The sequence below is a fragment of the Thauera sp. WH-2 genome, assembly GCF_048321015.1.
In the GTDB taxonomy this organism is placed as follows: Bacteria; Pseudomonadota; Gammaproteobacteria; order Burkholderiales; family Rhodocyclaceae; genus Thauera.
Window position 1 is genome coordinate 342,442 of record NZ_JBLWFG010000002.1, and the last position, 13,298, is coordinate 355,739.

Annotated in this window: 9 protein-coding genes and 4 tRNA genes; 1 reads left to right on the plus strand and 12 read right to left on the minus strand. The window is 63.8% G+C overall.

Annotated features, from left to right (window positions below; translation table 11 throughout):
- Positions 1–25: 25 nt before the first annotated feature.
- The 12 genes from rpoB to ACNKW1_RS05925 form a co-directional block, all read right to left on the minus strand.
- Positions 26–4,159, minus strand: a complete 4,134-nt coding sequence (gene rpoB, locus ACNKW1_RS05870; RefSeq protein WP_418363649.1) for a DNA-directed RNA polymerase subunit beta — start codon at positions 4,157–4,159, stop codon at positions 26–28.
- A gap of 210 nt (positions 4,160–4,369) precedes the next feature.
- Positions 4,370–4,741: a 50S ribosomal protein L7/L12 gene (gene rplL, locus ACNKW1_RS05875; protein WP_418363650.1), complete on the minus strand. Its 372-nt coding sequence runs from the start codon at positions 4,739–4,741 to the stop codon at positions 4,370–4,372.
- A gap of 57 nt (positions 4,742–4,798) precedes the next feature.
- Complete coding sequence (gene rplJ / locus ACNKW1_RS05880) at positions 4,799–5,302, minus strand: 50S ribosomal protein L10 (RefSeq protein WP_418363651.1); 504 nt, start codon at positions 5,300–5,302, stop codon at positions 4,799–4,801.
- A gap of 242 nt (positions 5,303–5,544) precedes the next feature.
- A complete protein-coding gene (gene rplA, locus ACNKW1_RS05885) occupies positions 5,545–6,243 on the minus strand; it encodes a 50S ribosomal protein L1 (RefSeq protein ID WP_418363652.1) in 699 nt (232 codons plus the stop codon).
- A 2-nt stretch (positions 6,244–6,245) separates the two neighbouring features.
- Positions 6,246–6,677, minus strand: coding sequence for a 50S ribosomal protein L11 (gene rplK, locus ACNKW1_RS05890; protein ID WP_418363653.1), 432 nt, complete (start codon positions 6,675–6,677; stop codon positions 6,246–6,248).
- A gap of 104 nt (positions 6,678–6,781) precedes the next feature.
- On the minus strand, positions 6,782–7,315 hold the full coding sequence (gene nusG, locus ACNKW1_RS05895) for a transcription termination/antitermination protein NusG (RefSeq protein WP_418363654.1): 534 nt from the start codon (positions 7,313–7,315) through the stop codon (positions 6,782–6,784).
- A gap of 1 nt (position 7,316) precedes the next feature.
- On the minus strand, positions 7,317–7,664 hold the full coding sequence (gene secE, locus ACNKW1_RS05900; protein ID WP_418363655.1) for a preprotein translocase subunit SecE: 348 nt from the start codon (positions 7,662–7,664) through the stop codon (positions 7,317–7,319).
- A 24-nt stretch (positions 7,665–7,688) separates the two neighbouring features.
- Positions 7,689–7,764, minus strand: a tRNA-Trp gene (locus ACNKW1_RS05905).
- Between the two features lie 60 nt (positions 7,765–7,824).
- A complete protein-coding gene (tuf, locus tag ACNKW1_RS05910) occupies positions 7,825–9,015 on the minus strand; it encodes an elongation factor Tu (RefSeq protein WP_418363645.1) in 1,191 nt (396 codons plus the stop codon).
- 84 nt (positions 9,016–9,099) lie between these two features.
- Positions 9,100–9,174 (minus strand) — tRNA-Thr (locus ACNKW1_RS05915).
- Positions 9,175–9,201: 27 nt separating this feature from the next.
- Positions 9,202–9,275 (minus strand) — tRNA-Gly (locus ACNKW1_RS05920).
- An 87-nt stretch (positions 9,276–9,362) separates the two neighbouring features.
- Positions 9,363–9,447: transfer RNA gene (locus ACNKW1_RS05925), tRNA-Tyr, on the minus strand.
- Between the two features lie 292 nt (positions 9,448–9,739).
- Here ACNKW1_RS05925 and ACNKW1_RS05930 point away from each other — a divergent pair.
- A complete protein-coding gene (locus ACNKW1_RS05930) occupies positions 9,740–13,291 on the plus strand; it encodes an indolepyruvate ferredoxin oxidoreductase family protein (protein WP_418363656.1) in 3,552 nt (1,183 codons plus the stop codon).
- Positions 13,292–13,298: the final 7 nt, after the last annotated feature.

Below are 13,298 nucleotides of genomic sequence, written 5' to 3' on the forward strand. Positions count from 1 at the left end.
CATTCGCAGGGTTGTCGGGGACGGCTTATCCGCGGTCGAGATCGATGTCGATCGCGAGCGAACGGATTTCCTTCACCAGCACATTGAAGGACTCCGGCATGCCGGAATCGATCTTGTGCTCGCCCTTGACGATGTTTTCGTACACCTTGGTTCGGCCGGTCACGTCGTCCGACTTGACCGTGAGCATCTCCTGCAGCGTGTAGGCCGCGCCATAGGCTTCGAGGGCCCACACTTCCATCTCGCCGAAACGCTGTCCACCGAACTGCGCCTTGCCGCCCAGCGGCTGCTGGGTGACGAGCGAGTACGGACCGGTCGAACGCGCGTGCATCTTGTCATCGACCAGGTGGTGCAGCTTCAGCACATGCTTGTAGCCCACGGTGACCTTGCGTTCGAACGCCTCGCCGGTGCGACCATCGAAGAGGGTGACCTGGCCTCCCGTCGGCAGGCCAGCGAGCTCCAGCATCTTCTGGATCTCTTCCTCCTTTGCGCCATCGAACACCGGGGTTGCGAAGGGCACGCCCTTCTTCAGGTTCGACGCAAGCTCGCGCACCTCGTCATCGGCAAAGGTGTCGAGCGCCTCCGGCTTGCCGCTCGTGTTGTAGATCTGCTCGAGGAAGCCGCGCAGTTCGGTCGCGGAAGCCTGCGCCTGCAGCATCCTGTCGATCTGCTGGCCGAGCCCCTTCGCGGCCCAGCCGAGGTGGGTCTCGAGAATCTGACCGATGTTCATCCGCGACGGCACGCCGAGCGGGTTGAGCACGATGTCCAGCGGGGTGCCGTCTTCCATGTACGGCATGTCCTCGACCGGCACGATCTTCGAAACGACACCCTTGTTGCCGTGACGGCCGGCCATCTTGTCACCCGGCTGCAGGCGGCGCTTGACGGCCAGGTATACCTTGACCATCTTCTGCACACCCGGGGGCAGCTCGTCACCCTGGGTGAGCTTCTTCTTCTTGATCTCGAAGGCCTGCTCGAAGTCCTTGCGCGTATTCTCCAGGCCTTCGCGCACCGCCTCGAGCTGTACCGCCAAGGTCTCGTCCGCCAAGCGGATGTCGAACCAGTGGTAAAGCTCGAGACCGTCGAGGTAGGCGTCGGTGAGCGCAGTACCCTTGGCGAGCTTCTTCGGGCCGCCGTTGGCGACCTGGCCGACGATCATGCGGCGGATACGGGCAAAAGCATCCCGTTCCACGATACGCATCTGATCCGCAAGGTCCGTCTTGAAGCTGCGCAGCTGGTCGTCGATGATCGACTGCGCGCGCTTGTCGCGCTCGATGCCCTCACGGGTGAAGACCTGAACGTCGATCACCGTTCCGACCATGCCCGAAGGCACGCGCAGCGAGGTGTCCTTCACATCGGACGCCTTCTCACCAAAGATCGCGCGCAGCAGCTTCTCTTCCGGCGTCAGCTGTGTCTCGCCCTTGGGCGTGACCTTGCCAACGAGCACATCACCTGCTTCGACCTCGGCGCCGATATACACGATGCCGGACTCGTCCAGGCGCGAAAGCTGCGCCTCGCCCAGCGAAGCGATGTCGCGGGTGATCTCCTCGGGTCCGAGCTTGGTGTCGCGTGCCACGACCGTCAGTTCCTCGACGTGGATCGAGGTGAAGCGGTCGTCGGCGACCACACGCTCGGAGATGAGGATCGAGTCCTCGAAGTTGTAGCCGTTCCAGGGCATGAAGCCGACCAGCATGTTCTGGCCCAGCGCCAGCTCGCCCAGGTCGGTGGAAGCACCGTCGGCCACCACGTCGCCCTTGGCGATGCGGTCACCGACCTTCACCACAGGACGCTGGTTGATGTTGGTGTTCTGGTTGGAACGGGTGTACTTGATCATGTTGTAGATGTCGACGCCAACCTCGCCCGGCAGGGTTTCGTCGTCATTCACCCGGATCACGACCCGGTTGGCATCCACATAGTCCACCATGCCGCCGCGCGTCGCCTGCACCGCAGTACCCGAGTCCACCGCGACGCGGCGCTCGATGCCGGTGCCGACGAGCGGCTTCTCCGGTCGCAGGCAGGGCACGGCCTGGCGCTGCATGTTCGCGCCCATCAGCGCGCGGTTGGCGTCATCGTGCTCGAGGAATGGAATCAGTGAGGCCGCAACGGACACGATCTGGCCCGGCGCCACGTCCATGTACTGCACCATGTCCGCGGTGGCGAGCAGGAACTCGCCCTTGCTGCGGCACGAAACCAGGTCGCCCGCCAGCATGCCGGCGGCGTCGATTTCAGCGTTCGCCTGCGCGATCACGTACTGGCCCTCCTCGATCGCCGACAGGAAGTCGATCTGGTCGGTGACCTTGCCGTCGACCACCTTGCGATACGGGGTCTCGAGGAAGCCGTGACGGTTCGTGCGCGCATAGACGGCCAGCGAGTTGATCAGACCGATGTTCGGACCTTCCGGCGTCTCGATCGGGCACACGCGACCGTAGTGCGTCGGATGCACGTCGCGCACCTCGAAGCCGGCTCGCTCGCGCGTCAGGCCGCCCGGGCCCAGCGCGGAGACGCGGCGCTTGTGCGTGATCTCGGACAGCGGGTTGGTCTGGTCCATGAACTGCGACAACTGGCTGGAGCCGAAGAACTCCTTGATCGCAGCCGAGATCGGCTTGGCGTTGATCAGGTCGTGCGGCATCAGGTTGTCGGACTCGGCCTGCGACAGGCGCTCCTTGACGGCGCGCTCGACGCGCACCAGACCCGCGCGGAACTGGTTCTCGGCCAGTTCACCGACGGACCGCACACGGCGGTTGCCGAGGTGGTCAATGTCGTCGATCTCGCCACGGCCGTTGCGCAGTTCGACCAGCACGCCGACCACCGCCAGGATGTCGTCGTTGGTGAGCACACCAGGCCCGTCCTCGCCCTGCGGACCGACACGCTCGTGGAAGCGCTTGAGCCAGCCCGGCGCCTTGTCGTCGATCTTCTCGGGGTAGGCGCGGCGGTTGAACTTCATGCGGCCGACGGAGGACAGGTCGTAGCGCTCCTCGGCATAGAACAGGCCCTGGAAGAGACCTTCCACCGCATCCTCGGTGGGCGGCTCGCCCGGACGCATCATGCGGTAGATCGCGACCCGCGCCGCCCACTGGTCCGCCGTTTCGTCGATGCGCAGGGTCTGCGAGATGTAGCCGCCGCGGTCGAGGTCGTTGATGTACAGCGTGCGCAGTTCGGTCACGTTGGCAAGGCGCAGTTTATCGAGCAGATCCTCGGTGATCTCATCGTTTGCGCGCGCCAGGACCTCACCGGTCTCGGGATCCGCGATGTCATTGGCGATCACGCGGCCAAGGATGAAGTCGTCCGGTACCGCCATGGTCTTCACGCCGGCCTGGTCGATCTCACGGATGTGCTTGGAGGTGATGCGCTTGTCGCGCGCGACGATGATCTTGCCGTCCGGGGTCGTGATGTCGAAGCGCGCCATCTCGCCGCGCAGCCGCTCGGGCACCAGTTCGAACTGCGCACCCTCGCCCTGCAGGTGGAAGGTGTCCGTATCGTGGAAGGTGGCGAGAATCTCTTCCGGGGTCAGGCCGATCGCGCGCAGCAGGATCGTCACCGGCATCTTGCGTCGGCGGTCGACGCGGAAGTAGAGGTAGTCCTTCGGGTCGTACTCGAAGTCCAGCCACGAGCCACGGTAGGGGATGATGCGCGCCGAGAACAACAGCTTGCCCGAGGAGTGGGTCTTGCCGCGGTCGTGCTCGAAGAACACGCCCGGCGAGCGGTGCAACTGCGAGACGATGACGCGCTCGGTGCCATTGATGACGAAGGAGCCGGTGTTGGTCATGAGCGGAATCTCGCCCATGTAGACCTCCTGCTCCTTCACCTCCTTGATGGTTTCCTTTGGCGCCTCGCGGTCCATGATGACCAGGCGCACGCGCGCGCGCAGGGGCGACGCGAAAGTCAGGCCACGCTGCTGGCATTCCTTCACATCGAAGGCCGGCTCGCCCAGCATGTACTGCACGTACTCGAGACGCGCGTTGCCGCTGTGACTCGAGATCGGGAAGATCGAGGTGAACGCGGCCTGCAGACCCTGGTTACGCCGCGCTTCGGGCGGGGTGTCCGCTTGCAGGAATTCGGCAAAGGACTCGATCTGGGTGGCGAGCAGGAAAGGCGCATCAAGCACGGCCGCGCGCTTGGCGAAGCTCTTGCGGATACGTTTCTTTTCGGTGTAGGAATACGCCATGGATGCTCCGGCTAGAGGGCTAACATCGGAAAGACAGGACACAACGTTCGGGCGGTTCCGGTAGCTTGCAGCCCGCTGCTGCAGGGCGACCGGTCGATCTACAAACGCTCTGGCCTGTCATCGAAAACTGCGGATCTCACGCAATCTCGATCACAAAGCACGAAAGGGCCGGCACTCCTGAGAGTGCCAGCCCAACTGGGAAGTCGAATATTACTTGATTTCGACCTTGGCGCCAGCTTCTTCCAGTTGCTTCTTCAGCGCTTCGGCGTCAGCCTTCGGAGCGCCTTCCTTCACGGTCTTCGGCGCGCCGTCGACCACGTCCTTGGCTTCCTTCAGACCCAGGCCGGTAGCGGCACGGACGACCTTGATGACCTCGACCTTCTTGGCGCCTGCTTCAAGCAGCACGACGTCGAACTCGGTCTTCTCTTCAACCGGGGCAGCGGCAGCGGCACCCGGGGCAGCCACGGCGAGCGAGGCAGCGGACACACCGAACTTCTCTTCGAACGCCTTGACGAGGTCGTTCAGGTCCATCACGGTCATGCCAGCAACGGCTTCCAGGATGTCTTCTTTGCTGATTGCCATTTGAGATAACTCCAGAATCGGTATTTTTTAGGGAAACGTAGTAGCGAGAGTTCGCGATCAGGCGGCCGCGCCTTCTTCCTCGCGCTTCTTGGCGAGGGCGGCCAGCGCGCCAGCAAAGCCGGAAACCGGCGCCTGCATGACACCCAGCAGCTTGGCGAGCAGCTCTTCGCGACTCGGGATCGAGGCGAGCGCCTGAATGCCAGCCTTGTCGAGCGTATTGCCCGCGTAGGAACCAGCGCGCAGGACGATCTTGTCGTTACCCTTGGCGAAGTCGTTGAGCACCTTGGCAGCAGCGACCGGATCGGCCGAGATGCCATAGATCAGCGGGCCGGTCAGATCGCCTGCCAGCCCCTCGAACGGGGTACCGGCGATTGCGCGACGGACTAGGGTGTTCTTCAGCACACGCAGGTAAACACCAGACTCGCGGGCCTTCGCACGCAGCGTGGTGAGATCGCCCACCGCAATGCCGCGATACTCGGCCACCGCGATCGTCTGAGCGTTGGCCACCTGTGCCGACACCTCAGCCACTACGGCTTTCTTGTCATCGAGATTGAGACCCATAGGTCTTTCCTCCTTTCAAGTCAACACGCGAACCGATACTGTGGTTCGCACCCACGGCGACCTTGATCAGGAGCGGGGCCGGATAAACGGCCAAATCCTGTTCTGAGCACACCGTCTGCGCAGGCCATTTTCATGCTTAAACGCGAACACGAGGAACGCGCACCTGCGGTCTTTGACGATCCGCAGCGCTTTTGCCGCTGCGGCTCAAAGTACTTCGGGCGCCCGCAGGGGCGCCCTTGCAATCACGCAGCGTTGACGCTGCTGGGCTCCACGCGCACACCGGCACCCATGGTGCTGGAGACGGCGATACGGCGGAGATAGATGCCCTTGGCGGCAGCCGGCTTGGCCTTGACCAGCGCGTCGATGAAGGCGGACAGGTTCTGCTGCAGTGCATCGAGTTCGAACGAAGCACGACCGATGGTGGCATGCACGAGGCCCGCCTTGTCCGTGCGGTACTGGACCTGACCGGCCTTCGCGTTCTTGACGGCGGTCGCCACGTCCATGGTCACGGTACCGACCTTCGGGTTCGGCATCAAACCGCGCGGACCGAGGATCTGGCCCAATTGACCAACCACGCGCATGGCGTCAGGGGTCGCGATGCAGACGTCAAAGTTCAGGTTACCCGCCTTGACCTGCTCGGCCAGGTCGTCGAAACCGACGACTTCGGCACCCGCGGCGCGTGCGGCTTCGGCCTTGTCGCCCTGGGCAAACACGGCCACGCGCACCGACTTGCCGGTACCGGCGGGCAGCACGACAGAACCGCGAACGACCTGGTCGGATTTGCGCGCATCGACGCCGAGGTTCACGGCGATGTCGATCGACTCGTCGAACTTGGCGGTGGCGCACTCCTTGACCAGACGCAGGGCGTCGGCGACCGGATACGCCTGATTGCGATCAACCTTGGCGCGCAGCGCCTGAACTCGCTTGGACAGCTTCGCCATGATTACAGGCCCTCCACGGTGATGCCCATGCTGCGGGCGGAACCGGCGATGGTGCGCACGGCGGCTTCGAGGTCGGCAGCGGTAAGGTCCGGCTGCTTGGCCTTGGCGATGTCTTCGACCTGGGCACGAGTGATCTTGCCCACCTTGTCGGTGTGCGGCTTGGCGGAACCCTTCTGGATGCCGGCGGCCTTCTTGATCAGGATCGTCGCCGGCGGCGTCTTCATGATGAACGTGAAGGACTTGTCGGCGAAGGCGGTGATCACCACCGGAATCGGCAGACCCGGCTCAAGGCCCTGGGTCTTGGCGTTGAACGCCTTGCAGAACTCCATGATGTTCAGACCGCGCTGACCGAGCGCCGGACCGATGGGGGGGCTGGGGTTGGCCTTACCGGCCGGAACCTGCAGCTTGATGTAGCCAATGATTTTCTTTGCCATTGCGGCTTGCTCCTGTGATGAGTGCTAGCGCGCCGGAAGTACCGGCGCTCCTCGCTTCGCCCGCGTGAACGGGCTACAGCAGACCCGGGGGTCTGCCGTTTTGCTCAGGCCTTCTCGACCTGGGCGAAATCCAGCTCGACCGGCGTGGCGCGACCAAAGATGGTCACCGACACGCGCAATTTGTTCTTCTCGTAGTTCGCATCCTCGACCGAACCATGGAAGTCGGTGAACGGACCTTCCTTGACCCGAACCACCTCACCGATCTCGAACAGCACCTTCGGACGAGGCTTATCCACCCCCTCCTGCATCTGCTGCATGATCTTCTCGACCTCCTTCTCCGAGATCGGCGCGGGCTTGTTCGCGGTACCGCCCACAAAGCCAGTAACCTTGGGCGTGGACTTCACCAGGTGCCAGCTCTCGTCATTCATCTCCATCTCGACGAGGACGTAGCCCGGGAAGAACTTGCGCTCGGTCACGGTCTTCTGGCCACCACGCAGTTCAACCACCTCCTCCACCGGAACGAGGATCTGGCCAAAACTATCCTGCATGCCCGAGCGATTCACCCGCTCGATGAGGGCGCGCTGAACGGACTTCTCGAAGCCCGAATAGGCATGAACCACATACCAACGTTTGGTCATATCACTTCCAACCCAGAATGAGGTCGTACAGAACCCACTCCAGGCTCTTGTCCGTCAGCCAGAGAAAGACCGCAGTCGCAACAGCAAACGCGAATACCAGACCGGTGGTCTGCGTGGTTTCCTTGCGGCTCGGCCAGACGACTTTCTTGGTTTCGGTGATCGACTCACGCGCAAAGCCTATGAAGCGCTTGCCGGGTTCGGAGACCGAAGCCACGGCAATACCCAGCCCCAGACCCGCCAGGACGGAGAGAACACGCAGGACGAGCGGCTGCTCGGAAAGCACATAGAAGCCGACCACGCCGGCTGCCAACAGTGCCAGCGCCAGCGCGAATTTCAACTTATCGGCCATTGCGGATGAACACCCGGAAAAATATGGCAGGGGCAGAGGGAATCGAACCCCCAACCTTCGGTTTTGGAGACCGACGCTCTGCCAGTTGAGCTATACCCCTGCAGCAGAGACTGCAAAGCGCACCCTTGCGGGTGCGCCAATCTGGCAATCAGCGAGACGATTACTCGATGATCTTGGCGACGACGCCGGCGCCGACGGTACGGCCGCCTTCGCGGATCGCGAAGCGCAGGCCCTCTTCCATGGCGATCGGGGCGATCAGCTTGACGGTGATCGACACGTTGTCGCCCGGCATGACCATCTCGGTGCCTTCCGGCAGCGCGATCGAACCGGTCACGTCCGTGGTACGGAAGTAGAACTGCGGACGGTAGTTATTGAAGAACGGCGTGTGACGACCGCCTTCTTCCTTCGACAGCACGTAGATCTCGCCCGTGAAGTGCGTGTGCGGGGTGATCGAACCCGGCTTGCACAGCACCTGACCACGCTCGACGTCTTCACGCTTGGTGCCGCGCAGCAGCACGCCCACGTTGTCGCCCGCCTGGCCCTGGTCCAGCAGCTTGCGGAACATCTCGACGCCGGTGCAGGTGGTCTTGACGGTCGGACGGATGCCGACAATCTCGATTTCCTCGCCAACCTTGACGATGCCGCGCTCGACACGACCGGTCACCACGGTGCCGCGACCCGAGATCGAGAACACGTCTTCGATCGGCAGCAGGAAGGGCTTGTCGATCGCACGTTCCGGAGTCGGGATGTACGAATCCAGCGCAGCGGCCAGTTCGAAGATCGCCGGCTCGCCGATCGGCGACTGGTCGCCCTCGAGCGCCTTCAGCGCCGAACCCTTGACGATGGGGATGTCATCGCCCGGGAAGTCGTACTTCGACAGAAGCTCGCGCACTTCCATCTCCACCAGCTCGAGCAGCTCTTCGTCGTCGACCATGTCGCACTTGTTCAGGAAGACGATGATGTAGGGCACACCGACCTGACGGGCCAGCAGGATGTGCTCGCGGGTCTGCGGCATCGGACCGTCCGCGGCCGAGCACACCAGGATCGCACCATCCATCTGGGCGGCACCGGTGATCATGTTCTTCACGTAGTCGGCGTGACCCGGGCAATCAACGTGCGCGTAGTGACGGGTTTCCGTCTCGTACTCGACGTGCGCCGTGTTGATGGTGATGCCACGCGCCTTTTCTTCGGGCGCCGCGTCGATCTGATCGTACGCCTTGGCTTCGCCGCCGAACTTCTTCGACAGGATCGTGGTGATCGCAGCGGTCAGCGTGGTCTTGCCGTGGTCAACGTGGCCGATGGTGCCGACGTTTACGTGCGGCTTGGTGCGCTCGAACTTACCCTTAGCCATATCGCTATCCTTAAAATCAGAACCAGAAAAACCAGCACGGCGACCACACACGTTGGCCGCCGTCCAGGCCAGGCAGAAAATAAGTGGTGCCCATGACGTGGATTGAACACGTGGCCTCTCCCTTACCAAGGGAGTGCTCTACCACTGAGCTACATGGGCTCCGAAACTCTACAGATACAGCGCTGCTGGAGCGGGTGAAGGGAATCGAACCCTCGTCATAAGCTTGGAAGGCTTCTGCTCTACCATTGAGCTACACCCGCACATGCCTGCAACTACGCTCGCCCGCACTGCTCACAACCAACTGCCGCACTGCCATCGCCCGTGATTGACACGGCGCGACTGAAACTTGGTGGAGGGAGAAGGATTCGAACCTTCGAAGGCTGAGCCGTCAGATTTACAGTCTGATCCCGTTGACCGCTTGGGTATCCCTCCGTCCGGGAAGCCCCGCACTATAGTGCCCACCTCGGTCTGTGTCAAATCTTTTTGCGCAGAATTTCGCACGGCAACGGAAGGGTTCGATGGGTCGTGCCCTGCGCACGCAGTTGCGCTCTGCCCTGTGATCCAGGGTGAGCTTGCCCAGCGGCGGTTCAGGGTATTCATTGATTGAGGGCGTGCCTGTGTGCGCCTAGGCTTCATCGACGCAACGCCCGGCAGTGGCCCACAAGGCCGCCACAGGGCGCTGCGCAGCACCCGGAGCACTATCTTGGGCATGGAGGAAAAGACCATGACGGAAGCGGAGCCCCGCAGGCAGGCACACGCCCCGAGCCTGGAAGACAAGTACACGCTGGCTTCGGGCCGCGTCTACCTCACCGGCTATCAGGCACTGGTTCGCCTGTTGCTGATCCAGAAGGCGCGCGACGAGGCCGCGGGCCTCAATACCGCGGGCTTCGTCTCCGGCTACCGCGGCTCACCGCTGGGCGGACTCGATCAGACGCTGTGGAAGGCACGCCAGCACCTGCAGTCGCGCCACATCGTGTTCCAGCCGGGCGTCAACGAGGACCTGGCCGCCACCGCGGTCTGGGGTACGCAACAGGTGAGCCTGAGCGCCCAGGCCGAGTACCAAGGCGTGTTCGCGCTCTGGTATGGCAAGGGGCCGGGAGTGGACCGCTGTGGAGACGTGTTTCGCCACGCAAACGCGGCCGGCAGTTCGCGCTACGGCGGCGTAGTGGTGGTGGCAGGCGACGACCATGCGGCCAAATCTTCGACACTTCCTCACCAGACGGATCACTTCTTCAAGTCGATGATGATGCCGGTGCTGGCACCGGCAGGCGTGCAGGAGTACATCGACTTCGGCGTACACGGCTATGCGCTTTCGCGCTACTCGGGGTGCTGGGTGGCGTTCAAGGCGCTTGCGGACACGGTCGAAACCTCAGCCTCGGTCGAGGTTGACCCGAATCGCGTGCAGGTGGTGATTCCGTCCGATTTCGCGTTGCCTGCGGACGGACTCAACATCCGCTGGCCCGATCCGCCGCTGGTGCAGGAGAAGCGCCTGCTGCACTACAAGCTCTACGCCGCGCTTGCCTATGCGCGCGCGAACGGACTGAACCGCATCGTCATCGACGCCCCTTCCCCGCGTCTCGGGATCATCACCTGCGGCAAGAGCTATCTCGATGTGCGACAGGCCTTCGACGACCTTGGCATCGACGACACGCTCGCCGCCGAGATCGGGATACGCCTGTACAAGGTGGGTATGGTGTGGCCGCTCGAAGCCGACGGCGTGCGCCATTTCGCCTCGGGGCTGGACGAAATCCTGGTGGTTGAGGAGAAGCGCCAGTTGCTCGAATACCAACTCAAGGAGGAGCTTTACAACTGGCGTGAGGACGTGCGTCCGCGCGTCATCGGCAAATTCGACGAGAAGGGCGAATGGGCGCGCATCGTCCGCGCCGACGGCACCGTGGATCACGGCGAATGGCTGCTGCCCGCGGCCGGCGAACTCACCCCGGCGATGATTGCGCGCGTGGTCGCCGCGCGCATCGACCGCTTCTTCACCTCCGATCGCATCCGCGCCCGCCTCGCCTTCCTGGAGGCCAAGGAGGCCGCACTCGAACAACGCGACTTCAGCACAGACCGGGTCCCGACCTTCTGCTCAGGCTGCCCGCACAACACCTCCACGCATGTGCCCGAGGGCAGCCGCGCAGTGGCGGGCATCGGCTGCCATTACATGGTCACCTGGATGCCGGAGCGGCGCACCTCCACGTTCACCCACATGGGCGGCGAGGGCGTGCCCTGGGTGGGGCAGGCCCCCTTCACGCGCGAGAAGCACATCTTCGCCAACCTGGGGGACGGCACCTACTTCCACTCCGGGTTGATGGCAATCCGCCAGGCGGTGGCGGCGAAGGTGAACATCACATACAAGATCCTCTACAACGACGCAGTCGCCATGACCGGCGGCCAACCTCACGACGGGCCGCTCGACGTGCCCACCATCGTGCGCCAGTTGCACGCCGAGGGTGTGCACAACATCGTCGTCGTCACCGACGGCACCGATCGTGCCTACGGCCCGGCCGACATCCCGCACGTTCCGATCCGCCACCGCGACGAACTCGACGCCATCCAGCGCGAGTTGCGCGAATCCGGCGGCGTAACCGCGCTGATCTACGACCAGACCTGCGCCGCCGAGAAACGCAGGCGCCGCAAGCGCGGCACCTTCCCAGACCCGGCACGCCGCGTCTTCATCAACGAGGCGGTGTGCGAGGGCTGCGGCGACTGTGGCGTGCAGTCGAACTGCATGTCGATCCTGCCGGTAGAGACGGAGTTCGGCCGCAAGCGCCAGATCGACCAGTCCTCGTGCAACAAGGATTACACCTGCCTCAAGGGCTTCTGTCCGAGCTTCATCACCATCGAGGGCGGGCAGTTGCGCAAGGGCAAGGCACTGGCCGGCGACGATCGTCACTTCGGATCTCCGCCGGCACCGGCGCTGCCCGCCACGACACAGCCCTTCGGCATTCTGGTCACCGGGGTCGGCGGCACCGGCGTGATCACCATCGGTGCCCTGATCGGCATGGCGGCCCACCTCGACGGCAAAGGGGTCACCGTGCTCGACATGACCGGCCTGGCGCAGAAGGGTGGGTCGGTATACAGCCACATCCGCATCGCCGACCGCCCTGAGGATCTGCACGCAGTACGGATCGCCGCCGGGGAGGCGAATGCCGTAATCGGCGGCGATCTTATCGTCAGCGCCAGCATCGAGGCGCTGGCCAAGATGGCCGCGGGACACACGCGTGCCGTCATCAACCTCGCCGAAACCCCGACTTCGGCGTTCGCCCGCGACCCCGACTGGCAGTTTCCACTCGAGCGCATGCGCAAGACCATCGCGGAGGCGCTCGGGGTGCAGGACCTTGCAGCACAGGGCGCGCCTCTGCGCTTTGTGGATGCACAGACGCTGGCCACCCGGCTGCTCGGCGACGGCATCGCCACCAACCTCTTCCTGCTCGGTTTTGCCTGGCAGCAGGGCATGGTGCCCGTATCGGAGGCCGCATTGATGCAGGCCATCGAACTCAACGGCGTTGCGATCGAGATGAACCGCCAGGCCTTCCTGTGGGGACGCCGGGCAGCGCACGACCTCGCTGCAGCGGAAAGCCACGCCCGGCCCGCCCCCCAGCGCCCGGCCCAACGGCCTGGACTGGACGCACTCGTCGCACGCCGCGTCGAGATGCTCACCGCCTACCAGGACGCCGCGTACGCTGCCCGCTACCGCAGCCTGGTCGAGCGCGTACGCGATATCGAAGCCCGGCAGGCGGGCACCGGCAGCACCCGACTCGCTGAAGCCGTCGCACACAACTACTTCAAGCTGCTCGCCTACAAGGATGAGTATGAAGTGGCACGGCTCTATACCGACCCTGCGTTCTGGGCGCAGGTCGAGGCGAGCTTCGAGGGCGATTACAGCGTGCGTTTCCATCTCGCCGCGCCCTTGCTCGCACGCCCGGATCCGAATACGGGACACGTCGCCAAGAGGGCCTTCGGCCCGGGCATGATGCGGATCTTCCGCCTGCTCGCCCGCCTCAAGGGTTTGCGCGGGACGCGCTGGGACCTCTTCGGCCACACTGCTGAACGCCGCGCCGAGCGCGCCCTGATCGCCGACTACGAAGCCGACATTGCCGAAATGCTGGACACGCTGAGCGACGATCGCCTGCCGTTGGCACTCGAGATCGCCAGACTGCCGGAGACCATCCGCGGCTTTGGACACGTCAAGGCACACGCCATGAAGACTGCGGCCAGGCAACGGAGCACGCTGCTGTCACGCTGGCGGCACACACCGCACGGGGCGCTATCATGAGCGCCCA

What these genes read in the sequence shown, in the direction of transcription:
- rpoB (WP_418363649.1), bottom strand. Translation starts at nt 4,159, where the DNA reads ATGGCGTATTCCTACACCGAAAAGAAACGTATCCGCAAGAGCTTCGCC.
- rplL (WP_418363650.1), bottom strand. Translation starts at nt 4,741, where the DNA reads ATGGCAATCAGCAAAGAAGACATCCTGGAAGCCGTTGCTGGCATGACC.
- rplJ (WP_418363651.1), bottom strand. Translation starts at nt 5,302, where the DNA reads ATGGGTCTCAATCTCGATGACAAGAAAGCCGTAGTGGCTGAGGTGTCG.
- rplA (WP_418363652.1), bottom strand. Translation starts at nt 6,243, where the DNA reads ATGGCGAAGCTGTCCAAGCGAGTTCAGGCGCTGCGCGCCAAGGTTGAT.
- rplK (WP_418363653.1), bottom strand. Translation starts at nt 6,677, where the DNA reads ATGGCAAAGAAAATCATTGGCTACATCAAGCTGCAGGTTCCGGCCGGT.
- nusG (WP_418363654.1), bottom strand. Translation starts at nt 7,315, where the DNA reads ATGACCAAACGTTGGTATGTGGTTCATGCCTATTCGGGCTTCGAGAAG.
- secE (WP_418363655.1), bottom strand. Translation starts at nt 7,664, where the DNA reads ATGGCCGATAAGTTGAAATTCGCGCTGGCGCTGGCACTGTTGGCAGCC.
- tuf (WP_418363645.1), bottom strand. Translation starts at nt 9,015, where the DNA reads ATGGCTAAGGGTAAGTTCGAGCGCACCAAGCCGCACGTAAACGTCGGC.
- ACNKW1_RS05930 (WP_418363656.1), top strand. Translation starts at nt 9,740, where the DNA reads ATGACGGAAGCGGAGCCCCGCAGGCAGGCACACGCCCCGAGCCTGGAA.